Origin of the sequence: Bradyrhizobium sp. SZCCHNR1015, assembly GCF_032489875.1 — a bacterium.
Classification (GTDB): domain Bacteria; phylum Pseudomonadota; class Alphaproteobacteria; order Rhizobiales; family Xanthobacteraceae; genus Bradyrhizobium.
The window spans coordinates 789,629-813,363 of sequence record NZ_JAUEYW010000001.1 but is presented as its reverse complement, the minus strand read 5'-3'; the positions used below and the strand labels follow the sequence as shown (position 1 = coordinate 813,363).

Genomic DNA, 23,735 nt, shown 5'->3' with positions numbered 1-23,735 from the left:
TTGTCGTCGATGCCGATCTCGTCGTGGCCGAGCAGCTCGGCCCAGATCGCGGCAAGCGCCTGCTCGGTGGCGGAGCGTGGCGCGCGATGGGGTGTCTCGGACGCAGCAGCGAGATCGGGCTCGGGCAGCGCCTTGCGGTCGAGCTTGCCGTTGGGGGTGAGCGGCAGCGCATCGAGCGTGACGAACAACGCCGGCACCATGTAGTCCGGCAGCAGGCTGCCGAGATGGCTGCGCAGCTCTGCGATGGACGGCGCAACGCCGTCGCGGCCGACGACGTAGGCGACGAGGCGCCGCCCTTGCGGATGCTCCTGCGGCACCACGGCGGTAGCAGCGACGCCGTCGTGACGGCGCAGCGCGCTCTCGACCTCGCCGGCCTCGATGCGGAAGCCGCGGATCTTGACCTGATGGTCGGCGCGTCCCAGGAACTCGAGCGTGCCGTCGGCGCGCCAGCGGGCGCGATCGCCGGTGCGATACAGCCGGGTGCCCGGCGGTCCGAATGGATCGGCGATGAAGCGCTCCGCCGTCAATCCGGGACGATTGATGTAGCCCCGTGCCAAGCCCGCGCCCGTGACATAGACTTCGCCCACGACGCCCGGCGGCAGCGGATTGAGGGCGTCATCGAGAATGACGACGGAGCGATTGGCAAGAGTGCGCCCGAGCGGAAGGGGTGACGTGATCGCGGCCACGTCAGACAGAGCATGCCGCGTGACGAAGGTCGTGGTCTCCGTCGGACCATACGCGTTGGAGACCACCGTGCGGCTGTATTCGAGCACGCGGCGCACCACATCCGGCGACACGGTCTCGCCACCCGTCAGCACCTCACTCGCCCCGTCGAAGCAGTCGGGATGCTCCTCCGCGATCGCTGCGAACAGTTGATAGGTCAGGAACAGGCGCGTGACGCCATGCTGACGGATGGCCGTGGCCAGCCGGCGCGCGTCGAATGCGCCGGTTGGTCCGATCGCGATCGTGTGGCCGTGGAGTAGCGGCACGAACAGCTCGAAGGTGCTGGCATCGAAGGCGGGATTGGAATGCAGCAGGATCGTCTGCGGTCCGTCGTCGTGCCAGACCGGGTCGTCCGCGAGCGAGAGGATGTTGCGATGGCTGATGCCGACGCCTTTGGGATGGCCGGTCGAGCCCGACGTGAACATGACATAGGCAAGATCATCGGCCGCGCCGGCGACGCCGGGATCCCGATCATCGAAGGCGTCGGGACGAGGTGAAAGAATGCCGAGGCCGCCATGGCCGGCAAGCTCGGCCACGAGCGCGGGCGCGGCCAGGGCAAAGCGGGCGCCGGTCTCGCGCAGGATGAAATCGCGCCGATCCCTGGGCTGGCCCGGCTCCAGCGGAACATAGGTCGCGCCGGCCTTCAGCACCGCCAGCACGGCAATGACGAATTCGGATGAGCAGGCGAACAGCAGCGCGATCGGGTCCTGCGGCCGGACCCCGGCCGCGATCAGGTCGTGCGCGAGCGCGTTGGCGCGGCGGTCGAGATCGCGATAGGTGAGCGTATGGTCGTCGGTGCGAATGGCAATCGCGTCGGGGATGCGGCGGACCTCGGCCGCGAACCGCGTGGCAAGCGTTTCGCGCGGCGCGACCGCCGTGAGACAGGGGGGCGCGCCGGGATCATCGGCGCGCGCCAGATCGGGGGCGGCCAGCGCCAGCCGTGCCGCCGGGATTGCGGGGTCATCGGCGAGCCCGCGCAGCAGCATCTCGAACGCGCCGGCCCAATGCGCAACCGTCGTCCGGGCAAACAGATCCGGATTGAACTTGAAATTGCCGAACAGCGCCTCGTTCGCCTCATACAGCTCGAGCGCGAAATCGAACTGCCCGAGCTGCTGCGGAAACTGGTAGACGCGCGCTGCCAGCCCGCCCCACGTGCTCCAGCCGTCATCCGCCAGCGGCGCGATGAGCCCCTGGACGGCATGCTGTCCGCGCAACTGCAGGAAGTTGAAGCAAGCCTCGTAGACAGGGGTCCGCGCCGGATCGCGCTGCGTCTGCAGCCGCTGAGCGAGCACCGCGAATGGGTAGTCCTGATGCTCCGCCGCTTCGGCGGCCGCCCGTCTCGTGGCGTCGAGAAAGGCGGCGAGGCTCTGGCCGTCCACCAGGCGGGTGCGATGCACGACCGTGTTGACGAAATAGCCCACCGTCGGATCGAAGGCCGGCTGGGTGCGCCCGGCCACCACCGCGCCCAGCAGAATGTCGTCCTGCCCGCTCAACCGGTGCAGCAGCAGGCTGTAGGCGGCGAGCAGCACGACGGACAGCGTGGTCTCGTGGCGTCGCGCCAGCGCCTTGAGCCGTACAAGCAGCTCCGGCGCGATGGCGAGGTCGATCTGCTCGCCGCGCTGGCGGCGCTGCGCCGGCCGCGGATGATCGAGCGGCAGGTCGAGCACGGGAAGCTCGCCGGACAGCAGCCACTGCCAGTACGACCACAGCTGCTCGCCGCGCGCCCCGCTGAGCATCGTGCGCTGCCAGCGCACGAAATCCGCATAGCTGCGCTCCACGCGAGGGAGCTGAGGGACCTCGCCGCGGGCCCGCGCCTGATAGCTGCGTCCGATTTCGTCGAGCAGGATGACGATCGACTGGCCATCGATGACGATGTGATGAGCCAGCGGCAGCAGGACGTGATCCTCGTGTCCGCGGCTGATGAGCACCGCCCGGAACAGCGGGCCGCGCTCGAAGTCGAACGGTTCTTCGTAGGCGTCCTGCACCGCCCGATCGAGCTCAGCCGGGTCTGCGACCTGCACGTGGCGCAGCTCGGCCGCGCGCGGCGAGACGGTCTGGATCGGCGTCCCGCCACGCCAGGCGAAGGTGGCGCGCAGGGCAGGGTGGCGCTCGATCACATCCTGCATGGCCTGCCGCAGCGCTGCGACATCGACCGCACCGCGAAGCCGAATGGGAAATGCGACGTGATAGGCGGTGCTGGTGGCATCCAGCTGATGCAGGAACCACAGCGCCTGCTGCCCATACGACAGGGGATGATGAGCCGCCTCGGTCCCGCGTCGGCGCAACAGCTCGGCCGCGAGTTGCCGCTTGCGCTGGAGTTCGTCGCCGTTGCCGGCGGCCGGAGTCTCGATCGGGCTGTCCTCAGCCGGCAGGCGCTCCGATTCTGCGCGGGATGGATCCCATCGATCGTTCACGATGCGTCACGCTGCAGACGGGTCGGCGGCATCTCGCTGGCGGCGGAGACTGAGCGGCCGCATGTCGGTCCAGGCACCCTCGATGAACGCGAGGCATTCCGCTTTGCCGCCCGTCGGTCCGGTCTGCCGCCATCCAGCCGGGATGTCCTTGAATTGCGGCCAGAGCGAATACTGCTCCTCGTCGTTGACCAGCACGACGAAGACGGTGTTCTCGTCGTCGAATACATTCACCATGTCGACACCAAGGGCATAGAACGGCGTTCCCTGAACCGCGCGGTACGGGTCATGCAGATCAGCGGCCGCAGCGGGCGGCCGTGTGCAAGCGGCTTAAGCGGTCGCCGTCTCGGCGGTCGTACCCTTGCGGGTCAACCCGCGCTTGACCTGCTCCTTCATCGTCTCGAGATCGACCGACAACAGATCTCCGCCCTTTTCGAAATGATTGACGAAGACCCGGCCGATGGCCCAGGTGAGCGCCGAGGCGAATGCCGGCACGACGGCGATGCCGAGCAGCGGACCGATGAACGGAACGTAGCGGGCCGCGCGGATCGCGACGCCGGACAGCGGGCTGACCGGCACGATGCCGCCAATCAAGGCGGCCACGTACGACTTCACGGCGTTCTCGTTGAACGGAATTTCATAGACCTCGGCGAGCTCGCTGATCATCTTGATCTGAATACCTGTCAGCGCGAAAACATCGAGCAAAGGCAAAGGGATGAGTCCGGTGATGGCACCAAACCCGGCGTTGCGCTTGACGATCGCCAGCGCCTGCTTGTGATGCTCGGGGGACACGGGGGCGGGGGAAACAGCTTGGTCGCTAGCAGCCAAATTTGTCATGATGATTGATTCCCAATTATTAGTTGAAAGGTACCATCCTTCCACCTCCCTTGGAAGGGCCGTCCGCTCGCTTCTCGCGGACTGTCACCAGATAATGTCCAGGTGATTGATACGGATGTCGAGAGACCGATCAAAAGAAGCTTAGACTTATCAGGACGTAGCAACGCCGAAGGCGGCTGAGAGGTGCGGGCAATGCACAATGAGGTGCGGATTCATGGGAATCCCCTCGATTGTCCTGTGAGCATCGTCGGCGCGGCCGCATCTGGAGGTGCGGCAGCATCGGCCTGTCATGATAATATGCAACAAATTTGAAGTGGGTTGATCGATGCCTGATCGCTGGCAGCATTCGTTTGCTGATGAGTGGCTTCTTTGTTTCAAGCCGAGACCTGCGGCCCGCCGCCGGCTGGTCTGCTTCGGGCCGGCAGGAGGCGGCGCGTCATTCTATCGGCGTTGGCCCGATCTGGCGCCGCCCGATGTCGAGGTGCTGGCGGTCCAGCTTCCAGGTCGGGAGACGCGCCTTGGCGAGGAGCCGCGTCGCGACATCGTGGAGTCCGCAGCGGAGGTCGTCCGCGCGCTGCTCGCCAGGCCGGATCTGCCGACTGTGCTGTTCGGCCACAGCATGGGCGCGCTGCTGGCGCTCGAAGCGGCTCGGGGACTTCGCCGTGCGGAATATGCGCCCGAGCTCCGTCTGGCGGTCTCCGGCCGGGAATCCCCCGATCTTGCAATGCAAGATACCGGTTTCATGACGCTGGCCGATGATGAGTTTCTGATCGCCGTCGATCGCCGCTACGGCGGCATTCCGCCGGCCGTGATGGAGGTCGCGGAATTGCGCGAGCTGATCGCGCCGGCGCTGCGCGCCGATTTCGCGGCCGTGCTCGGCTATCGCATTCCATCGCCCGATCCGCTCGACATCGATCTCACCGTCATGCGCGGACGCGATGACCCGCAGACGGCGGATGAGCGGATCGCAGGATGGGATCGTGTCTCACTTCGGCCGGTTCGCCGCTGCGATTTTCCGGGCGGGCACTTCTATTTGTCTGATCGTGCTGAGGCGGTGCTGTCGGAGCTGCTGGCCGACCGCTTCGTCGCGGAGCCGTCCTGAGGCGCGGTTCGATCAGGTTGCATATTGTCCGATTGGTTTATTTGTCAGCCTTGCCGTGCCCTCTTTGCCCTGGACGCTGGTTGTGATCAAACACGTTGCAGCAGGATTCGATGTTGCCCGATGTGCCGGACGAGCTTCGTCGTGATCGCCGGCGCTGTTTTGTGGCGGAGTGCTGCGCCCGCCGTCGGCATTGGGGCCTTGAGGGATTTCAGCGTGGACAGAAGGCGGTTTGAACCTTGGACCTGATACGCTTCGTCCTCGCATCCGCGGGTCCCATCCGCTTTCGCCTGATCGCAGGCATGGTGCTGACCAGCTTCGCCATGGGCGCGCTGATGGTCGTCACCAACACGGCCACCGCGCCGGAGTCGAGCGACGGGCCGGCGCTGGAGATGGTGCTGCTGTTCCTGGTCCTGGCGGCGCTCGTGATCGGCTCGCACCGCTACTCCATGCGCATGGTCACGGCCCTCAGCGAGGCCATCCTGCGCCAGATCCGTGACAACTACGTGCTGCTGGTCCGGCGGATCGAGCTCGAGGCGCTGGAGCACACCGGCGTCGACCGGATCTATGACGTGGTCGCGCGCGAGACCATCCTGATCTCCGACGCCGCGCCGCAGATCGTCACCGGGATCATCTCGGCGATGACGTTCCTGCTGCTCGGCGCCTACATCGCCTATTTGTCGCTGTTCGCGATCATGCTGCTGGTCTTCGCCTTCGTCGTGACCGTGTATTTCTACCGCTACAGCCAGCGTGGCTCGCGGGCGGCCCTGGTCGCCGCGAGCGCGCAGGAGACGCGGTTCCTCGACCTGATGGGCCATCTGCTGCACGGCTTCAAAGAGGTGCGTCAGAACGCCGCGCGCGGTTACGACCTGGAGCAGGATCATCTGCTGCCGGCCTCGGAGCAGATCGACGTCAAGAACACGATCGCGATGGACCACATCGCCTCCGGCATGAGCATCTCCTATATCGGCTTCTACAGCCTGCTCGCCGCGGTGGTCTTCATCCTGCCGGGCTACATCAAAGAGCACCGCACGGTGCTCCAGGTGCTCTATACCGTGCTGTTCATGCTGTCGTCGCTCGACAACGTCCTGCGCTCGGCCGCGGTGCTGGCACGCGCCAACCTGTCGATGGAGCATCTCCTGGACATGGAGAAGCGGCTGCTGGCCGCCGCGCGCGAGCCCGAGCCGTCACCCGATGCCGCGCATCAGGTGTTCGAGCGGGTCGAGCTGCGCGCGATCACCTATTCGCACACCGGCCGCGACGGCAAGCCCAGCTTCACGCTCGGGCCGTGCGACCTCGTCGTTCGACCCGGGCAGATCACCTACCTGATCGGCGGCAATGGCAGCGGCAAGTCGACCCTGATGCGCCTGCTCACCGGCCTCTATGACCCCGCGGGCGGTGTCATCCTGTGGGACGGCGAGCCGGTGGACCATGCCCTGCGCGGCAAATATCGCCAGTTGTTCTCCTGTGTCTTCGCCGACTTCCATTTGTTCGATCGCTTCTACGGCGCGCGCACGATCGATCCGGCCAAGGTGAATGCCATGGTGGCCGACTTCGGACTGGCCGAGAAGACGGCGTTTCGCGACGGCGGCTTCACCCAGCTCGATCTGTCGACCGGACAGCGCAAGCGGCTGGCGCTGATCGTCGCCTTGCTCGAGGACCGGCCGATCTACCTGTTGGACGAGGTCGGCGCCGATCAGGATCCGTCGTTCCGGCACCGCTTCTATACCGAAATCCTTCCCGACTTGCGGGCTCGCGGCAAGGCCGTTATCGTCATCAGCCACGATGATCGCTATTTCTCGATGGGCGATCGCGTTCTCACGATGCGGGACGGCCGGCTCGAGCAAGCCGAGGCTTTGACATGAGCGTGGCCTATCCCGATCGCAGCCTTCGCAACTCGCCGTCTCCGCTCAGGCCGACGCGCGGCAGATTGCGCGATCGCGTTGAAGCCTATGTCGTCGGCACCATCGCCTTCGCCGGCCTGCTGGTCCTGTTGCTGTGGCGGACCGTGATCGTCGTGGTTCCCGCAGGCCATGTCGGCGTGCTTTACAGCCTGCTCGGCGGCGGCACCGTCATCAACGACGTCTATCGCGAGGGGCTGGCGCTCAAGCTGCCCTGGAACAGGATGTATCTGTTCGAGACGCGCGTCCAGTCGCTGGCGCTCGACGTCGAGGCGCTCAGCCTCGAAGGCCTGCGCGTCGACGTCAAGGCCAACCTCATCTTCCACGTCGATGCCAACTCCGCGCCCCGGCTCCTGAAGGAGGTCGGCACCGACTACGTCAATCGCCTGGTCATGCCGGTGGCACTCGGCGTCATCAGGCGCGTGATCGGCAAGTTCGACAGCCATCGCCTCTACACGCTCGACAGCGAGCTCCTGACCGGCCAGATGCTGGACGCCCTGCGCGGCGAGCCCAAGAGCACGATCCTGCTCTATGACGACATGGTCGTGACCCGGGTGATGCTTCCCGACGGGATGCGCAAGGCGATCGAGGACAAGCTGACGCAGGAGCAGTACGCCGCATCCTATGAGTTCATCCTTGCACGGGCCCGCTCGGAGGCCGAGCGCCAGCGCATCGAGGCCATCGGCCTGGAGAATTACTATGCGACGGTGTCGCGGTCGCTGTCGAAGGACGTGCTGACCTGGACCGGTATCCAGGCAACGCTGGACCTCGCCCGCTCCAACAACAGCAAGGTCGTCGTGGTCGGCGGCGGCGCCAATCAGATGCCGCTCATCCTGGGCTCGGATATCTCGTCAGGCAGCGCCACAGCGCCGAACCCCTCGATCATGGACTTCGACAGCACCAAGCTCAGCTTCCCCAAGATCCAGCAGCCGCCGCGGGACGTCCTGGAGAATCCGAGCGGCGTCGATCTGCCAGGACAGGCCCGCATGACTCCCCTCGGGTCGCCGCCGGCGCCGGTACGGCAGGGATCCCCCATTCCGGCGGCTCCGGTGCAGAATGCCCGCTAGCTCCGCGCCGCCCACCGTTTTCGCCAGCATGAGGAGCATCGCCTGATGTCTGCCTTCGTCATCATCATCTATGTGCTGCTGTGCCTGTTGAGCGGCTATTTCGGCCGCGACTCCCGCATGGGCTTCTGGGGCTGCGTGTTTCTATCGGCCATTCTCAGCCCCGTGCTGATGCTGCCGGCACTGTTCCTGCTGGGCGGTGGCCGGCGGCCAGCCTGATCCGAGTCGAACCTGCGCGGCGCGCCGCGGCCTCGGCGATCAAGGTCCTGCACCCGACGGGCAGTTGCCGCATGCGTGTCATGTCCGAACTGCCCGTCGTGCCAGTTTGTCGCGCTCCTATCACTTGCATCGTCGGGCAAATCACCTCCACATTTCCGCGCATCCCGGCTCGCTGAAGAGGGACGTTTCGCGATCGTCACGAACGTCGAGCCGGGGATGCGATGGGCGTGTCGGTCCGCAGCGTGATCTCGATTGCGCGGACGAACGGAACGATGCGACGGCGAAATCGTGTGGTCCTGGCGCCCCGAAGCTGGCGCCAAGTCGGCGGTCATGATGATCCGTCGGCGACGGGGGCAATCAAGCCGGTCCCCGGGGAGATCACGTATAAGCCGTCAAACCATCGCGCAGGGAAGGCCGGGATGTCCCAGCCGAACCTGTGGTTCCTGCCCCGTGCATTCTTTCCGCACGGGGGCCATGGGGGCGGCAGGCTCCCGGCCTTCCTTGCGCCTCTTCTCGCTGGAGAGGAGGACGAACGGAAGCAAAGCTCGGGCGAAACACGCCGCGAGATCGCGATGTCATGTGGAATCGTTCGAGATCGGTTTCGGAGCAGCCGCGTCGTGTAGAGTGGCGGCCAGCCGATCCGTGTTGGTCAGGGCCGGTCCGCAAGAGAGGCAGCGCGCGTGCAGAGTTGGCGATGAAGGCGATTGCAGAGCTGTTTGACGGTCCGGTCGTGGTTGCGGCATCGAGCCTCTCGCTGGCGGAGGATGAGCTGTTTCCCGAAGAGCGCGCGCATATCCAGGCCGCGGTCGCCAAGCGGCGCGCCGAGTTCGCGACCGCGCGGATCCTGGCGCGCAGGGCGCTGGCGTCGCTCGGAGCTTCGCCGGTCGCGCTCGTCCCAACGCCGGATCGCGCGCCGGTGTGGCCGCCGGGCTATGCGGGAAGCATCTCGCATTGCGCCGACTACTGCGCTGTTGCCGTGGCCCGAAGCAGGGATGTCCCGTCGCTTGGACTGGATGTCGAGGACCTGCGCGAGCTCGATCCGTCGATGCGCGATCTCGTGCTCACGCCGGCCGAGCGGCGATGGCTTCGCGGCCAGCCCGATGCGCTGCAGCCGATGCTGCCGATCGTGATCTTCAGCGCCAAGGAAGCCTACTACAAATGCCAGTACCCGCTCACGCGCGGCTTCCTGGATTTCCAGGATGTCGAGCTCGCGATCGCATGGCCGGCGGGCACGTTCGAGGCGCGTGTCATGAAAGAGGACTGGCCGGCCGCGGTTGCTCGTCTCGCCGGACGTTTCTTTATCGCTGACGGCCGGGTGAGCTGCGGCGTGACGCTCGCGCAGCGCTGATGGCGCGAACGCAGCCTGGGGTTGGGGCGGGCCGTTCTTGTTGCCGCTGCGCCGGAAAGCTGTGGGATCGCGATCTCAGGAAATCTCCATCCGATGAGCTGTTTACCGCAGTCGCTAAACATGATGCGCTGCGAATTGCGAGGAAATGCGCTTGACATGTTTAGTCGTTCGCAATCTACTAAACAAAATACTTAACTCGGACAATCGATCCGGGACCATGAGGAAACGCTTGCGGCTCGCGCTGTCGTTGTGACGGCGCCTCTCGCCGCGGGCCAACACCGCCGTCATCAGCGCAAAGGCAGGGGCGGCGCCAACAGGGAGGGAGTGCCAGATGAAGTTGCTGCAGACATTTGCACTGACGGCGACGGTCGCCGCCGCGACAGTGCTCGGCGCGTCCGCGCCGGCACGCGCCGAGGGAAAGACGATCACCTTGTGCTGGGCCGCCTGGGATCCGGCCAACGCGCTGGTCGAGCTGTCCAAGGACTTCACCGCCAAGACCGGCGTCAACATGAAGTTCGAGTTCGTGCCGTGGCCGAACTTCGCCGACCGCATGCTCAACGAGCTCAATTCCAAGGGCAAGCTGTGCGATCTGATGATCGGCGACTCCCAGTGGATCGGCGGCGCCGCCGAGAACGGCCAATACGTCAAGCTGAACGAGTTCTTCGACAAGGAAGGCATCAAGATCTCCGACTTCATGCCCGCCACCGTCGCCGGCTACGCCGAATGGCCAAAGGGCTCGCCGAACTACTGGGCGCTGCCGGCGATGGGCGACGCCAACGGCTGGACCTATCGCAAGGACTGGTTCGCGCGGCCGGAGATCCGCGAGGAGTTCAAGAAGAAGTTCGGCCGTGAGCTCGAGGTGCCGAAGACGCAGGAAGAGCTGAAGGACATCGCCGAGTTCTTCCAGAAGCGGGTGATCGACGGCAAGACCGTCTACGGTGCGGCGATCTTCACCGAGCGCGGCTCGGAAGGCATCACCATGGGCGTCACCAACGCGCTCTATCCGTTCGGCTTCAAGTATCAGAACCCGAAGAAGCCGTATGACATGCAGGGCTTCGTCAACTCCGACGACGCGGTGAAGGGCCTCGAATTCTACAAGGCGCTGTACAAATGCTGCACGCCGCCCGGCTATTCCAACGGCTACATGCAGGAGGGCCTGGATGCCTTCAAGTCCGGCCAGGTCGCGCTGCAGATGAACTGGTTCGCCTTCTTCCCGGGCCTCTACAAGGACCCCAATGTCGGCGGCGACAAGATCGGTTTCTTCGTCAACCCCGCGCAGAAGGAGAAGGGCTCGCAGCTCGGCGGGCAGGGCATCTCGGTGGTGGCCTATTCGCCGAACCGCGCCGAGGCATTGGCCTACATCAAGTGGTTCGCCTCGCTCGACACCCAGAAGAAGTGGTGGGCGCTCGGCGGCTACAGCTGCCACAAGGGCGTGCTCAACGATCCCAACTTCAAGAACACCGCGCCGTTCGCCGCCGACTTCCTGGTGGCGATGGACCAGGTGGTCGATTTCTGGGCCGAGCCGTCCTACGCCCAGCTCCTGCTCGCGATGCAGAAGCGCGTCCACGACTATGTCGTCGCCGACCAGGGCACCGCCAAGGGCGCGCTCGACGGCCTGATCGCCGACTGGACCAAGGTGTTCAAGGAGGACGGCAAGCTCTGATGGAAGCAGCGTCTCGCGTGCACGCGGGATGCGCCACGACGATCCCTCCGGCGAGCTTCGGCTTGCCGGGCGGACCAGCCAGTCTCACCACCAGCCAGAAGCAGCCAGTGAAGCAGCCCCTCGCATGACCGACCAGACCGGACTGAGCAGCCTCGTCGACCGCGCCGCCCTGGTGACGCCGCCCGTCGTGGCGGGGCGCGTGCGTGGCCTCTCCGAGCGGGCCATCGCCTGGCTGTTCATCACGCCGACCATGCTGCTGCTGCTCGCGATCAACATCTTCCCGCTGATCTGGACCGTCCGGCTGTCGTTCACCAACTATCGCGCCAACCGGCCCAATGCGACGGTGCTCGATGTCGGGCTCGCCAACTACCAGTCGATCCTGACCGATCCGGACGTCTGGGCCGCGATGACGGTGACCGCGCGCTTCGTGTTCTGGACCATCCTGATCCAGACCGTGCTCGGTTTCACGCTGGCTTGGCTGATCGACAAGAAGTTCCGTGGCCACGGCCTGTGGACCACCTTGATTCTGCTGCCGATGATGCTGTCGCCGGCCGTGGTCGGCAATTTCTGGACGTTCCTGTACCAGCCGCAGATCGGGCTCTTCAACTACGTCATCGCTGCCGCGACCGGCGCGCCGGCATCGTCTTTCCAGATGCTGGCGCAAGTGCCGCTCGCGCCGTGGGCCATCGTCATCGTCGACACCTGGATGTGGACGCCCTACGTGATGCTGATCTGCCTTGCCGGTCTGCGCTCGATTCCCGACTACATCTACGAAGCAGCCGAGGTCGACCGCGCCTCGCCGTGGCGGCAGTTCTGGTCGATCACCCTGCCGATGGCGCTGCCCTTCATCATGCTGGCGGTGCTGTTCCGCGGCATCGAGAACTTCAAGATGTTCGACATGGTCAACCTCCTGACCGGCGGCGGACCCGGCTCGACCACCGAGGTCGCCTCGATCACGCTCAAGCGGGAGGCCTTCGAGAAGTGGCGCACCGGCTATTCCTCGGCCTTCGCGATCATCCTGTTCGTCACCGTGTTCGGCCTCGCCAACATCTACGTCAAGGCGCTCAACCGGGTGAAAAGCCGATGACCGGTCTCGCAACCGCCCATTCCGTTGTCGATCCCTCGCCGCTGACCAAGCGGATCGCGGCGACCGTGGTGATCGCCTATGCGCTGATCACCCTGGTGCCGCTGCTGTGGATCTTCATGACCGGATTCAAGTCGCCGTCCGATGCGATCGCCTATCCGCCGAAGCTCGTCGCCGAGCCGAGCCTGGAGGGCTATTGCAACCTGTTCACGACCCGGACGCGGCAGACCCCGGACTACATGGCCAAGCTGCCGCCGGCCGCCAATCTGTGCGACCGCATCTCGCGCGGCCGCAACATGGTGGTCGCGGGTCCATCGAACTACATCCCGCGCTACGTGAACTCGCTGGTGATCGCATTCGGCTCGACCGCGCTGTCGGTCGTGCTCGGCACGCTCGCGGCCTATGCGTTCTCGCGCTTCAAGGTGCCGCTGAAGGATGATCTCCTGTTCTTCATCCTGTCGACCCGGATGATGCCGCCGATCGCGGTCGCGATCCCGATCTACCTGATGTATCGCGAGCTCGGCCTGTCCGACACGCGGCTCGGCATGATCCTGCTCTATACGTCCGTCAACATCTCGCTCGCGGTCTGGCTGCTCAAGGGATTCATGGACGAGATCCCGCGCGAATACGAGGAGGCGGCGATGGTCGACGGCTACACCCGCCTGCAGGCCTTCTTCAAGGTCGTGCTGCCGCAGGCCACCACCGGCATCGTCGCCACCGCGATCTTCTGCCTGATCTTCGCCTGGAACGAATATGCCTTCGCGGTGCTTCTGACCTCGGGCACGGCGCAGACCGCGCCGCCCTTCATTCCGATCATCATCGGCGAGGGCGGCCAGGACTGGCCGGCGGTCGCGGCGGGCACCACGCTGTTCCTGATCCCGATCGTCGTGTTCACGGTGCTGCTGAGGAAGCACCTGTTGCGCGGCATCACCTTCGGAGCGGTGCGCAAATGAGCCGGTCGATACGAAATAGGCCTGCCGATGTCGCGGCTACGCGCTGGCCGCGGGCGCTGCGGCGCGGCCCGATGGAGACGTTGGCAACGATCCTGATTGCCGCCGGCGTGTTGATGCTGCTGCAGCCGTTCGCGTTGGTGCTCTACACCTATTCCTTCATCACCACGCTCGCCGGTGTCGTGATGTTCACCATCGTCTCCAAGTTTCCGGACTGACGCCATGGCCGAGATCCGGATCGAGAATCTGTTCAAGGAGTTCGGCGGCTTTGCCGCCGTGCGCGGCACCAGCTTCGCCATCGCTGATGGTGAGTTCTTCTGCCTGCTCGGTCCGTCCGGCTGCGGCAAGACCACCACCTTGCGCATGATCGCAGGCCTGGAGCTGCCGACCTCGGGCACGATCAGGCTTGGCGGCGAGGACGTCACCTTCCGCCGTGCGCGTGAACGCGACATCGCCATGGTGTTCCAGCTGTTCGCGCTCTACCCGCATATGAACGTGCGCAGCAACATCGCCTTTCCCTTGGTCTCGATGGGCGTGCCCAAGGCGGAGATCCGGCGGCGGGTCGAGGAAGCCGCGCGCATCCTGCGCATCGACCATCTGATCGACCGTCCGGTCAGCGGGTTGTCGAGCGGCGATCGCCAGCGCGTCGCGCTCGGCCGCGCCATCGTCCGCGAGCCCAAGGCGTTCCTGATGGACGAGCCGCTCGGCGCGCTCGATGCGGAGTTCCGGCACATCATGTGCGGCGAGCTGCGCGCCTTGCACGACCGGCTCAAGGCCACCACCGTGTTCGTCACGCACGACCAGCTCGAGGCGATGTCGATGGCCGACAAGATCGCCGTGATGAATCGCGGCGTCGTGGAGCAGCTCGGAACGCCGCAGGAGATCTATGACCGTCCCGCCACCATGTTCGTTGCGGACTTCATCGGCTCGCCGGCGATGAACTTCATCCGCTTCGCGGGCCGACTTGGCGCCGGCACGAACTGCGTGCGCATCGACGGTGCCGAGATCGGCGTGCCCGAGCTGCGCGAGGATGCCGGGAGCGACGAGCTGGTTCTCGGCGTGCGGCCGGAGCAGGTGACGCTCAGCGCCGAAGGCGGGCTGCGCGGCGAGGTGTTTGGCACCGAATATCTCGGCACCACCCAGATCATCACCGTCACGACGGCGCACGGCACCGTCAAGGCACGCGCGCCCGCGGCGCTCCGCGTGGCGCGTGCGGAGCCGGTCGGGCTCAGCTTCCGCGCCGACCGGCTGTCGCTGTTCGACGCCGCCACGGGCCGTGCGGTCCGCACGGCGCTGTATGAACAGCCGGTGAGAGGAGGACGACATCATGGCTGAGACGCGGCTCAACGCCGTCAGCAAGTCGTTCGGCCCAAAGCCGGCGGTGCGGGATTTGTCGCTGACCATCCGTGATGGCGAGCTCGTGGTGCTGCTCGGGCCGACCGGTGCCGGCAAGACCACGACGCTGCGCCTGGTAGCGGGCCTCGAGCAGCCGGATCGCGGCAGCATCGCCATCGGTGGCGTCGACCAGACCAAGGCGACGCCGGCCGCGCGCGACGTCACCTTCGTGTTCCAGCAATATTCGCTCTATCCGCATCTGTCGGTGTACGACAATCTGGCTTTTCCACTGCGCTCGCCGGTGCGCAAGATTGCGGAGGCCGAGATCAAGCGCATCGTCCGTGACGTCGCGGGGATGCTGCGGATCGAGGACAAGCTCGGCAATCGCGCCACTCAGCTCTCGGGCGGCCAGATGCAGCGCGTGGCGATCGGCCGTGCCCTGGTGCGCCGGCCTGCGATTGCATTGCTCGACGAGCCGCTGTCCTCGCTCGACGCCAAGCTGCGTTCGGAGCTGCGTATCGAGCTCAAGCGCATCCAGCAGGATCTCGGCGCCACCATGCTCTACGTCACCCACGACCAGATCGAGGCGATGACGCTCGCCAACCGCATCGGCGTGATCGACCAGGGCCGTCTGGTGCAGGTCGGCAGCCCGCGGGAGGTCTATGAGGATCCGGACAATACCTATGTGGCGACCCGGCTCGGCAGCCCCGGCATCAATCTTCTGCCGCGTCGGCTGTTCCCGGATCTCGCAATGCCGGGCGACGTCGCGACGATCGGCGCGCGCACCGAGCACATGACGGTCCGGCGCGCCGAGACCCGTGCAGACGCGCGGGTGAAATGGATCGAGCATCTCGGCGATCAGAATCATCTGCATATCACGCTGCAGGACCAGACCATCGTCAGCCTGGTGGAGCCGGATACGGAATTGAAAGTCGGCGACTCCGTCGCTATCGAGTTCACCCGGCCGCTGCTGTTCGACCGGGCGGGCCAGCGGGTGAGATAGACAATGGACCAGGCGTTCAAGCGTAAGCTGATCGTGGCGATGGCGGATGCCATGATCGCCCATGCCGAGGAGCTGACCGCGCTGGATTCGGCGATCGGCGACGGCGATCACGGCCTCAATATGAAGCGTGGCTTCGAGGCCGTGCTCGCCGATGCGGACAACATTTCCGCCAAGCCCCTTCCGGAGGCCCTGAAGGCGGTCGGCATGGCGCTGGTGATGAAGGTCGGCGGCGCGTCCGGTCCGCTCTACGGCACGCTGGCGATGGGACTTGGCAAGGCGCTGCCATCAGAGCCCTCTGCCGCCGACGCGGCGGCGGCGCTCGGTCGCGCCATCGCGGACGTCAAGGCACGGGGCAAGTCCGAAGCAGGTCAGAAGACCATGCTCGACGTCTTGATCCCCGTGCAGGCGGCTTTTGCGGCCGGTGGCGACGATCTCGGTTCCCGGCTGCCCGCGATCGCCGCTGAAGCTGCCGATGCGACGGTGCCGATGCTGGCGATCCGCGGCCGCGCCTCGTTTCTCGGCGAGCGTTCGATCGGGCACATGGACCCCGGCGCGCGCTCGTCCAGCCTGCTGGTGCAGGCGATCTGCAGCGTCTTCAATGAGGCCCGAGCATGAATGAGCAGAAGAATGTCGGCATCGTCATCGTGTCGCATTCCGCCAAGGTGGCGGAGGGCGCGGCCGACATGGTCCGGCAGATGGTCGGCGACAGCGTGCCGCTCGCAGCGGTCGGCGGCAATGCCGATGGCGGGCTCGGCACCGATGTCGGCGCCATCATGGGCGCGATCGACAGGGCGTGGTCGGAGTCGGGCGTTGCGATCCTGGTCGATCTTGGCGGCGCCGAGACCAACAGCGAGATGGCGGTGGAGATGATGCCGGAGGAGCGGCGCGAGCGCATCGTGATCTGCAACGCGCCGCTGGTCGAAGGCGCGGTGATGGCGGCGACGGAGGCCTCCGGCGGCTCGCCGCTCGATGCGGTGCGCGCGACGGCCGAAGAGCTGATGGGCGGATGAGCAGGAGCCACGATGGCTGACGGTGGAGAGATCGGCATGCAGGAAGCGAAGGCGCATGCGCTGCTGACCAACGAGGTCGGGCTGCATGCGCGGCCCTCGGTCAAGCTGACCCAGCTCGCGAAGCGCTTTGCGTCGACCGTCGAAGTCGCGATCGCGGCCGACGGGCCCTGGACGGATGCCAAGAGCCCCGTGAAGATCATGCGCGTCAAGGCGGCGAAGGGCGAGACGCTGTTCCTGCGCGCCAACGGAGCCGATGCCGAGGCGGCCATCGCGGCGTTGGTCGATCTGGTCGACCGCAAGTTCGACGAGGAGTGACGATGGAGCGGCGCATCTTCGGGCGCGGGGCGTCGGACGGGTTGGCTATCGGGCCCGCCGCGATCCTGCATGCGCTGGAGGGCGCTGGCCGGAGGAAAGGGGCGATCGCCGAGGAGCATGCAGCGCTCGCCACAGCGGTCGCGCGTGCACGCGAGGCCGTGGCCGAGCTGATCGGCAGGCTCGAGGGAGACGCGGCCGAGCTGATCGGCTTTCAGCTCGCGCTGCTCGAAGACGATGCGCTGACGGAGGCGGCTTACGTTCAGATCGAGGGCGGTGTCGCTGCGGATGCGGCCTGGCGCGCGGCGATGGCGGAGGAGATCGCGGGCTACGAGTCCGCTGACGACGAGTATTTTCGTGCTCGCGCCAGCGACCTCGGCGACATCCGGGACCGCGTGCTGCGGCACTTGCTTGGCCTGCCGCAGAACGGCGAAGTACCGAAAGGGGCGATCGTCGTCGCGCATGATCTGGCGCCATCGACGTTCCTCGCCATCGATTGGACCAGCGGCGGCGGCATCGCGCTCGGCGAGGGCAGCCCGACCAGTCACGTCGCGATGCTGGCGCGCGGCCGCGGCGTGCCGATGGTGGTCGGGCTCGGCCGCGATTGGGAGACGCTGGCAGGGGATCTGCTGGTCGATGGCGGTCGCGGTGTCGTCATCGTCGATCCCAGCGCGCACATTGTCGCCGCCGCGCGGGCGGAGGACGAGACGGTCTCGCGCCGCAGGGCGGAGGCAAGGGCGCGGCAGCACGAACCGGCGCTGACGCGCGACGGCACCGTCGTCTCGGTGCTCCTCAACATCTCCGGCCCTGCCGACATGACGCTGCTTCCGGCCGCAGCCTGCGACGGCGTCGGTCTGGCACGCACCGAGTTTCTCACCGGCAATCTGCTTCACGACGAAGAGGCGCAGTATCACGCCTATGCCGAGCTCGTGCGCTGGGCCGAAGGCCGGCCGGTTACGATCCGCACGCTCGACGCCGGCGGCGACAAGCCGATTCCGGGCTACACAATCGATGGCGAGAGCAACCCGTTTCTTGGCCTGCGTGGCCTCCGCCTGTCCTTGCGTCATCCCGAGATCTTCCGCGTCCAATTGCGCGCGCTGGCCCGCGCCGCTGCGCTCGGACCGCTCAAGGTGATGTTGCCGATGGTGACCAATGCAGCGGAACTGGACGTGGCCCGTGGCCATCTCCGCGCCGTGCTCGCCGAATTGGCCGGCGGCAACGTTGCGTTCGCCGCGCCGGCCTTCGGAATGATGGTCGAGGTCCCGGCCGCTGCGCTGGCAGCGCACGACTTCGCTGCGGACTTCTTCTCGATCGGCACCAATGACCTGACCCAATATGCGACCGCTGCCTCGCGCGACGGCGCCGAGGTCGCCGACTATGCCGACGTGCTGCATCCCGGGGTGCTGGCGATGATCGCCCATGTCGCGCGCGCTGGTCGCGCACGGGGCGTGGACGTCTCGATCTGCGGCGACGCCGCCGGTGATGTCAGAGCGATTCCCGCCTTGCTCGAGGTCGGTATCCGCGCGCTGTCGGTGTCGCCTGGCCTGCTGCCGCTGGTGAAGGCCGCGATCCGCGAACTCGATCTCGCCAAGTCAGTAGAGGGCGCATGAGCGAGCCGGATGCATCGGGGGCCGCAAGCCCGCTTGCCGAGTACAAGGCGATCCTGCGCGCGGTCATCGACAGCCGTCCCTCCGGCACGCGGCAGCGGCTGGCGGAGGCAATCGGCAAGAACCGCAGCTTCATCTCGCAGATCGTCAATCCGGCCTATGCGACGCCGATCCCGCTGCAGCATCTCGAGACCATCTTCCACATCTGTCACTTCTCGCCGCATGAGCAGCAGGCGTTTCTGACCGCCTACCGCGCCGCGCATCCGGGCCGGCTGGACGAGGCCGAGGCGCAGCGGCCGATGCGGCGTCTGGTGGTCGAGCTGCCGGACTTTGGCGACCCCGCGCTCAACGCTCATGCCGACCGCATCATCACCGGCGTCGCGCGCGGCATCACCGCGCTGATCTCAGCCAACGAAAACCAGGACGAATCCGAGCCGGGAGGGAAGCCATGAAGAAGCTGATCAACGCCGTCGACGACGTGCTGACCGAGAGCCTGCAGGGATTTGCCGCCGTGCATGGCGACATCGTCACGCTTGGTGAGGACAACAAGTTCGTACGCCGCAAGAGCCTCAAGCCGGGCAAGGTTGCATTGATCTCCGGCGGCGGCTCCGGCCACGAGCCGCTGCATGCCGGCTTCGTCGGGCCGGGCATGCTCGATGCCGCCTGTCCAGGCCAGGTCTTCACCTCGCCGACACCGGACCAGATGCTCGCGGCCGCGCAGGCCGTGGACACCGGCGCGGGCGCGCTGTTCATCGTCAAGAACTACGAAGGCGACGTGATGAATTTCGCGATGGCCGCGGAGATGATGGAGGGCAAGGTCGCGACCGTGATCACCGACGACGACGTCGCGGTCGAGACCTCGACCTATTCGACCGGCCGCCGCGGCGTTGCCGGTACGCTGGTCGTGGAGAAGATGCTGGGGGCTGCGGCCGAGCGGGACAGCGATCTCGACGCGCTGAAGGCGCTCGGTGACGACGTCAACAGGCGCACCCGATCGATGGGCGTGGCGCTGACGTCCTGCACGGTGCCGGCCGCCGGCAGGCCGACCTTCACGCTCGGCGAGGACGAGATGGAGATGGGCGTCGGCATCCATGGCGAGCCCGGCCGCCGCCGGGTCAAGCTGGCCTCCGCGGACGCCATCGCCGAGGAGATGATGGGCGCGATCCTAACCGATCTCGCAGCGAAGCCGGGAACGCCGTGCCTGCTGCTGGTCAACGGCTTCGGGGCCACGCCGGCGATGGAGTTGTACGTGATGGCCCATGCGGCGCGGCGCATCCTGGATGGGCGCGGGCTCGCCATCGCGCGTGGGCTCGTCGGCTCCTACGTCACGTCGCTCGACATGGCCGGCTGCTCGCTCACGGTGACTGCGCTCGATGATGCGTCGCTGGCGCTGTGGGACGCGCCGGTGCACACCGCGGCGCTGCGCTGGGGCTGCTGACGCGATGCGTGTTCAGCGGATCTCGTTCGAGTAGTAGTGCTGCGCCGTCGTGGCGCGGTGCTGGCTGAGGATCGCCAGCGCGCCGGTCTGGTCGTAGGCTTCCTCGTCGATCACGAGCACGGCGCTCGGAGAGGGCAGGCCGAGCAGCTTGCGGTCCTCCTTGGTGGCGACCTCGGCTGTCACCTTCTCGCGCACCGCGGCGATCCGGATGCCATAGGCCTCGAGCAGATGGCGGTAGATCAGGGCAGGGACCTTCTTCGGCTCGCGCGCGAATCCCGCTACGCGGCTCCCAACCATCGAGATCCGCGAATGCAGCACCGGCGCGCCGGCGACGCGGCGGATGCGATGAAGATGCAGCAGCGGCTCGCCATCGGCCACCGCGAACAGCGCCGCATCGTCCCGTTCGGCGGCGCGTGTCGTCACCGACAGCACCTCGGCCTCCGAGTGCAGCAGGCTGCCGTCTGCGCCGAGCAGGCGGAAGTACTGGAAGAAGAAGCTGAGCCCATGCTGCGACGCGCGGCCCGTCACCACCGTGCCGGTCTTGCGCCGGCGCATCAGCATGCCGCCCGCGGTGAGATCGGCCAGCGCGCGGCGGATGGTGCCGACGGCGACGCCATATTGATTGGCGAGCGCGACCTCGCCGGGCAGCACCGTGCCGGGCGGCATGTCGCCGATCAGGATCGCCTCGGCGATCTGGCGCTTGACATGCTCGTAGAGCGGCACCGGAAGGGCACCCGGACCCGCGCCGACCCCGTCTGCCGCTTTGCTGGCCACAGCTGCCTTTTTCATGGAATTGACAAATGCCGCGTCGTGAATTCTATTTCTATATAGAATATAGGATTGAGCAGACCGCAAATGATTTCTGAGGGCATTCCAGCGGACCGGGGCGCGCGCAGTCTGGCCGGCGCCTTTGCCGCGATCGACGCCATGGCCGAGACGGCGGTCGAGGACCTGCGGACGATGGTGGCGGTCGACACCAGCTTTCCGCCGGGGGCCGGCTACGATGCCTTTGCCGACGTGATGGAACAGCTTGCTTCGCCGCTGGCGCTGAATTGCGAGCGCGTGATCGTTCCGGAGGAGCTGTGGCGCGCACCGGGTTCGCACGGATCGCGCACCAATCTGGTCGCACGGCGTCGCTCCGGCAAACCGGTGCTCGGGCTCTATTTCCACGTCGATACGGTGCCGCCTGCGCCAGGCTGGGCCACCGATCCGCTGCAACTGGGCCGTGACGGTGATCGTCTGATCGGACTCGGCGCAGCCGACATGAAGGGATCGATCGCGGCGGCGCTGCTCGCGCTCCGCGGCGCGCAGCAGACCGGATTGCCGCTGGCCTATGATCCGATGTTGTTGCTGTGCACCGACGAGGAGGCAGGGCTTTATCCCGGCGTGCGTTACCTTGCCGAGCAGGGCCGTCTCGAAGGTCACATCCTCAACTTCAACGGCAGCGCCATGCCGCGGATCTGGGCCGGCTGCTTCGGCCTGTTCACGCTCACGGTGCGGGTTCACGGCAAGCCGGCGCATGCCGGCGAGCAGCGCCGCGCCGGCGCCAACGCGATCGAGGCGGCGCTGCCGATCCTCAATGCGCTCGCGGCCCTCAAACCGGTCATCGCGCAGCGGACGTCGGCATTGCCGCCACCGCCGCAGGCAGCCGGACCCCTCGCGGGGAGCCTGGACATCTCAGCCATTCATGGTGGCCAGTGCGGCGGACAGATCCCTTCGCTGGTCGAGATTCTCGTATGCCGCCGCTATGCGCCCGAGGAGGACTTCGCCACCGTACGCCGCGAGATCGAGGCGGCAATCCAGCGGGCCGCCGATGTCCTCGACGTCGAGATCATCCTCACCGGCCATCTGATGCCGACATCCGATCCCGGCGGGCCGCATTGGCCGCGCTGGCAGCACGCGCTGTCGGCCGGCTTCGGCTACGCGGCGGAAGACTTCGCGCGCTGGGGGGCGTCCGGTTGCTCCGATTTCGGCTGGGTGCAGCAGGCCACGGGCGTGCAGGAGGTGCTGCTCACGGGCCTGGGAAAGCCCGATAGCCGCATTCATGCGCCGGGCGAATCCACGACGCTCGCCGACATCGTCGCATTGGCAAAGTCGGTGCTCGCCTATCTTGCAGCCGAGTTCCGTCCCGAGCTCTCTCCCGAAGCCATCACGCCTGAAAAGGACTTCGCCTGATGCCGTCCGTGACCCGTCGCCATTTTCTTGCCGGCTCCGCGCTCGTGCTTGGTGCTCTGCCGCAAGTCTCTCTCTCCGCCGAGGCGCCGAAGCGCGGGGGCGTGTTGCGGATCTCGGTCGATCAGGGCGCGGCGGTCATTCATCCGCTGCTCGCGCGTGTCAATCCGGAATACCTCATCACCGAGCTGCTCTATTCCAACCTGACCCGGTTGAAGCCGGACATGTCGGTCGAGCCGGACCTCGCCTTGTCCTGGCAGGCCGGCGCGGGGCTCACCGAGTGGACGTTCAAGCTGCGGCCCAATCTCAGCTTCCACGACGGCTCGCCGCTGACGGCGGAGGATGTCGTTTCGACCTTCAAGGCAATCCTCGATCCGAAGACCGCGTCACCCGCGCGCACCAATGTCGGCCCGATCAAGGACGTCGTCGCCGTCGATCCGTCGACCGTTCGGTTCACACTGTCGGTTGCCTTCGCCGATTTTCCGGTCGCGCTCGCCTACAACAATGCGCGCATCGTGCCTGCGAAGGTCGTTGCCGCTGATCTCGCCAGCCTTGCCACCAAGGCGAATGGTTCGGGGCCGTTCAAGCTCGTGTCCTACGAGCCGGACCGTAAGATCGTCGTCGAGCGCAACCCGGCCTATTACGATCCCGCGCGACCCTCACTCGATCGCGTCGAGATCCTCGTCTATCCCGACCGTACGGCTGAGGCGTCGGCTCTGATTTCGGGCGACATCGATCTCATGTTGTCGACCACGCCCGGCGAATATGACCGGCTCGGCAAGGCCAGTGGCGTCAAGGCGGTGCGGATTCCCTCGGGGCAGTTTCTGAACGTCAACATGGGCTGCGACCAGAAGCCCTTCAACGACGTTCGCGTGCGCCAGGCGCTGGCGCTGACCATCGATCGCGAGGCCATGGCCGGCTTCGTGGCCGGCGGCTATGGCACGCCCGGCAACGATACGCCGCTGAGCCCCGCCTACCGCTTCTATCAGGACAGCAAACTGAAGAAGCCCGATATCGCCAAGGCCAAGCAACTGCTCGCCGATGCCGGCTATCCCTCCGGGATCGACCTGACGATGGTGGCGTCCGACAAGCCGGACACGCGCACGCAGCTCGGTGTTGCGATCCGTGAGATGGCGGCGCCCGCGGGCTTCCGTATCAACGTTCAGACGATGCCGCACGCAACTTATCTCGACCAGGTCTGGAAGAAGGGCAATTTCTACGTCGGCTTCTACAACATGCAGTCGACCGCCGACGCGATCTTCAAGCTGCTCTACACTTCGGATGCGGCCTGGAATGAGACGCGCTGGAACAATGCGCGCTTCGACGAGATCGTCAACGCGGCGCGCAGCGAGACCGACGATGCCAATCGCGCCGCGCTCTATGCGCGGGCCCAGACGATGATGAGCGAGGAGGTGCCGTCGGTGATTCCGGTCTTCTTCGACATCCTGGCGGCGCAGCGCGCCTATGTGGAAGGATACCAGCTGCATCCGCGCGGGTCGGTGTTCCGGCTCGATCTCGTCTCGCTCGGCGCAGGCGCGCCCAAGCGCAGCTGAGGCGGG

Annotated in this window: 23 protein-coding genes; 19 read left to right on the top strand and 4 right to left on the bottom strand. The window is 66.4% G+C overall.

Translation table 11 applies throughout. The features are described from left to right. The 3 genes from QX128_RS03780 to QX128_RS03770 form a co-directional block, all read right to left on the bottom strand. Positions 1–3,137 (bottom strand): amino acid adenylation domain-containing protein (locus QX128_RS03780; protein ID WP_316236696.1); only part of this gene is annotated, 3,137 nt, incomplete at its 3' end. A gap of 6 nt (positions 3,138–3,143) precedes the next feature. Next, positions 3,144–3,371: an MbtH family protein gene (locus QX128_RS03775; protein ID WP_316236695.1), complete on the bottom strand. Its 228-nt coding sequence runs from the start codon at positions 3,369–3,371 to the stop codon at positions 3,144–3,146. 93 nt (positions 3,372–3,464) lie between these two features. Further along, positions 3,465–4,016 carry a YcjF family protein gene (locus QX128_RS03770; RefSeq protein ID WP_315800407.1) on the bottom strand — a complete coding sequence of 184 codons (552 nt, stop codon included), beginning with the start codon at positions 4,014–4,016 and terminating at the stop codon, positions 3,465–3,467. A 280-nt stretch (positions 4,017–4,296) separates the two neighbouring features. Between QX128_RS03770 and QX128_RS03765 the strand changes: the two genes are divergently transcribed. The 17 genes from QX128_RS03765 (at position 4,297) to dhaK (ending at position 20,004) form a co-directional block, all read left to right on the top strand. After that, positions 4,297–5,073, top strand: coding sequence for a thioesterase II family protein (locus QX128_RS03765; protein ID WP_316215579.1), 777 nt, complete (start codon positions 4,297–4,299; stop codon positions 5,071–5,073). 236 nt (positions 5,074–5,309) lie between these two features. Then, complete coding sequence (locus tag QX128_RS03760; RefSeq protein ID WP_316236694.1) at positions 5,310–6,935, top strand: cyclic peptide export ABC transporter; 1,626 nt, start codon at positions 5,310–5,312, stop codon at positions 6,933–6,935. After that, the gene (locus QX128_RS03755; RefSeq protein ID WP_316236693.1) at positions 6,932–8,038 is read left to right on the top strand and encodes a prohibitin family protein; all 1,107 of its coding nucleotides are present in this window, start codon (positions 6,932–6,934) and stop codon (positions 8,036–8,038) included. Before QX128_RS03760 ends, QX128_RS03755 begins: the two co-directional genes overlap by 4 nt. Positions 8,039–8,083: 45 nt before the next feature. Next, entirely contained in the window at positions 8,084–8,254 is a 171-nt protein-coding gene (locus QX128_RS03750; protein WP_315800403.1) for a hypothetical protein, read from the top strand. Positions 8,255–8,948: 694 nt separating this feature from the next. Beyond that, positions 8,949–9,602, top strand: coding sequence for a 4'-phosphopantetheinyl transferase (locus QX128_RS03745; RefSeq protein ID WP_316236692.1), 654 nt, complete (start codon positions 8,949–8,951; stop codon positions 9,600–9,602). A 331-nt stretch (positions 9,603–9,933) separates the two neighbouring features. Next, a complete protein-coding gene (locus QX128_RS03740) occupies positions 9,934–11,265 on the top strand; it encodes an ABC transporter substrate-binding protein (RefSeq protein WP_316215580.1) in 1,332 nt (443 codons plus the stop codon). Between the two features lie 124 nt (positions 11,266–11,389). Further along, complete coding sequence (locus QX128_RS03735) at positions 11,390–12,352, top strand: sugar ABC transporter permease (RefSeq protein ID WP_316236691.1); 963 nt, start codon at positions 11,390–11,392, stop codon at positions 12,350–12,352. Further along, positions 12,349–13,302 carry a carbohydrate ABC transporter permease gene (locus tag QX128_RS03730; RefSeq protein ID WP_316236690.1) on the top strand — a complete coding sequence of 318 codons (954 nt, stop codon included), beginning with the start codon at positions 12,349–12,351 and terminating at the stop codon, positions 13,300–13,302. Before QX128_RS03735 ends, QX128_RS03730 begins: the two co-directional genes overlap by 4 nt. Beyond that, positions 13,299–13,517, top strand: a complete 219-nt coding sequence (locus QX128_RS03725; RefSeq protein ID WP_316215583.1) for a hypothetical protein — start codon at positions 13,299–13,301, stop codon at positions 13,515–13,517. The genes QX128_RS03730 and QX128_RS03725 overlap by 4 nt, the downstream gene beginning before the upstream one ends. 4 nt (positions 13,518–13,521) lie before the next feature. After that, positions 13,522–14,634, top strand: a complete 1,113-nt coding sequence (locus QX128_RS03720) for an ABC transporter ATP-binding protein (RefSeq protein ID WP_316236689.1) — start codon at positions 13,522–13,524, stop codon at positions 14,632–14,634. Further along, the gene (locus tag QX128_RS03715; protein ID WP_316236688.1) at positions 14,627–15,637 is read left to right on the top strand and encodes an ABC transporter ATP-binding protein; all 1,011 of its coding nucleotides are present in this window, start codon (positions 14,627–14,629) and stop codon (positions 15,635–15,637) included. The genes QX128_RS03720 and QX128_RS03715 overlap by 8 nt, the downstream gene beginning before the upstream one ends. 3 nt (positions 15,638–15,640) lie before the next feature. Further along, the gene (dhaL, locus tag QX128_RS03710; RefSeq protein ID WP_316183474.1) at positions 15,641–16,252 is read left to right on the top strand and encodes a dihydroxyacetone kinase subunit DhaL; all 612 of its coding nucleotides are present in this window, start codon (positions 15,641–15,643) and stop codon (positions 16,250–16,252) included. Continuing rightward, positions 16,249–16,647 carry a dihydroxyacetone kinase phosphoryl donor subunit DhaM gene (gene dhaM / locus QX128_RS03705; protein ID WP_316183475.1) on the top strand — a complete coding sequence of 133 codons (399 nt, stop codon included), beginning with the start codon at positions 16,249–16,251 and terminating at the stop codon, positions 16,645–16,647. The genes dhaL and dhaM overlap by 4 nt, the downstream gene beginning before the upstream one ends. 12 nt (positions 16,648–16,659) lie before the next feature. Continuing rightward, positions 16,660–16,962, top strand: a complete 303-nt coding sequence (locus tag QX128_RS03700) for an HPr family phosphocarrier protein (protein ID WP_316236687.1) — start codon at positions 16,660–16,662, stop codon at positions 16,960–16,962. Between the two features lie 2 nt (positions 16,963–16,964). After that, complete coding sequence (gene ptsP, locus QX128_RS03695) at positions 16,965–18,569, top strand: phosphoenolpyruvate--protein phosphotransferase (protein WP_316236686.1); 1,605 nt, start codon at positions 16,965–16,967, stop codon at positions 18,567–18,569. After that, positions 18,566–19,018 (top strand): hypothetical protein, encoded by a 453-nt coding sequence (locus QX128_RS03690; protein ID WP_315800392.1) that lies wholly within the window; start codon positions 18,566–18,568, stop codon positions 19,016–19,018. The genes ptsP and QX128_RS03690 overlap by 4 nt, the downstream gene beginning before the upstream one ends. Continuing rightward, on the top strand, positions 19,015–20,004 hold the full coding sequence (gene dhaK / locus QX128_RS03685; RefSeq protein ID WP_316236685.1) for a dihydroxyacetone kinase subunit DhaK: 990 nt from the start codon (positions 19,015–19,017) through the stop codon (positions 20,002–20,004). Before QX128_RS03690 ends, dhaK begins: the two co-directional genes overlap by 4 nt. 12 nt (positions 20,005–20,016) lie before the next feature. On the opposite strand, the gene QX128_RS03680 is transcribed toward dhaK, so the two are convergent. Next, a complete protein-coding gene (locus tag QX128_RS03680; protein ID WP_316236684.1) occupies positions 20,017–20,793 on the bottom strand; it encodes a GntR family transcriptional regulator in 777 nt (258 codons plus the stop codon). A gap of 66 nt (positions 20,794–20,859) precedes the next feature. Between QX128_RS03680 and QX128_RS03675 the strand changes: the two genes are divergently transcribed. Then, positions 20,860–22,179: a M20 family metallopeptidase gene (locus QX128_RS03675; protein ID WP_316236683.1), complete on the top strand. Its 1,320-nt coding sequence runs from the start codon at positions 20,860–20,862 to the stop codon at positions 22,177–22,179. Then, complete coding sequence (locus QX128_RS03670) at positions 22,179–23,729, top strand: ABC transporter substrate-binding protein (protein WP_315800388.1); 1,551 nt, start codon at positions 22,179–22,181, stop codon at positions 23,727–23,729. Before QX128_RS03675 ends, QX128_RS03670 begins: the two co-directional genes overlap by 1 nt. Positions 23,730–23,735: the final 6 nt, after the last annotated feature.

Excerpts from the sequence above, each read along its gene's own strand:
- QX128_RS03690 (WP_315800392.1), top strand. The coding sequence starts at position 18,566 with ATGAGCGAGCCGGATGCATCGGGGGCCGCAAGCCCGCTTGCCGAGTAC.
- ptsP (WP_316236686.1), top strand. The coding sequence starts at position 16,965 with ATGGAGCGGCGCATCTTCGGGCGCGGGGCGTCGGACGGGTTGGCTATC.
- dhaK (WP_316236685.1), top strand. The coding sequence starts at position 19,015 with ATGAAGAAGCTGATCAACGCCGTCGACGACGTGCTGACCGAGAGCCTG.
- QX128_RS03745 (WP_316236692.1), top strand. The coding sequence starts at position 8,949 with ATGAAGGCGATTGCAGAGCTGTTTGACGGTCCGGTCGTGGTTGCGGCA.
- QX128_RS03715 (WP_316236688.1), top strand. The coding sequence starts at position 14,627 with ATGGCTGAGACGCGGCTCAACGCCGTCAGCAAGTCGTTCGGCCCAAAG.
- QX128_RS03750 (WP_315800403.1), top strand. The coding sequence starts at position 8,084 with ATGTCTGCCTTCGTCATCATCATCTATGTGCTGCTGTGCCTGTTGAGC.
- QX128_RS03775 (WP_316236695.1), bottom strand. The coding sequence starts at position 3,371 with ATGGTGAATGTATTCGACGACGAGAACACCGTCTTCGTCGTGCTGGTC.
- QX128_RS03740 (WP_316215580.1), top strand. The coding sequence starts at position 9,934 with ATGAAGTTGCTGCAGACATTTGCACTGACGGCGACGGTCGCCGCCGCG.
- QX128_RS03725 (WP_316215583.1), top strand. The coding sequence starts at position 13,299 with ATGAGCCGGTCGATACGAAATAGGCCTGCCGATGTCGCGGCTACGCGC.
- QX128_RS03700 (WP_316236687.1), top strand. The coding sequence starts at position 16,660 with ATGGCTGACGGTGGAGAGATCGGCATGCAGGAAGCGAAGGCGCATGCG.
- dhaM (WP_316183475.1), top strand. The coding sequence starts at position 16,249 with ATGAATGAGCAGAAGAATGTCGGCATCGTCATCGTGTCGCATTCCGCC.
- QX128_RS03765 (WP_316215579.1), top strand. The coding sequence starts at position 4,297 with ATGCCTGATCGCTGGCAGCATTCGTTTGCTGATGAGTGGCTTCTTTGT.
- dhaL (WP_316183474.1), top strand. The coding sequence starts at position 15,641 with ATGGACCAGGCGTTCAAGCGTAAGCTGATCGTGGCGATGGCGGATGCC.
- QX128_RS03720 (WP_316236689.1), top strand. The coding sequence starts at position 13,522 with ATGGCCGAGATCCGGATCGAGAATCTGTTCAAGGAGTTCGGCGGCTTT.
- QX128_RS03735 (WP_316236691.1), top strand. The coding sequence starts at position 11,390 with ATGACCGACCAGACCGGACTGAGCAGCCTCGTCGACCGCGCCGCCCTG.
- QX128_RS03730 (WP_316236690.1), top strand. The coding sequence starts at position 12,349 with ATGACCGGTCTCGCAACCGCCCATTCCGTTGTCGATCCCTCGCCGCTG.
- QX128_RS03670 (WP_315800388.1), top strand. The coding sequence starts at position 22,179 with ATGCCGTCCGTGACCCGTCGCCATTTTCTTGCCGGCTCCGCGCTCGTG.
- QX128_RS03755 (WP_316236693.1), top strand. The coding sequence starts at position 6,932 with ATGAGCGTGGCCTATCCCGATCGCAGCCTTCGCAACTCGCCGTCTCCG.
- QX128_RS03680 (WP_316236684.1), bottom strand. The coding sequence starts at position 20,793 with ATGAAAAAGGCAGCTGTGGCCAGCAAAGCGGCAGACGGGGTCGGCGCG.
- QX128_RS03675 (WP_316236683.1), top strand. The coding sequence starts at position 20,860 with ATGATTTCTGAGGGCATTCCAGCGGACCGGGGCGCGCGCAGTCTGGCC.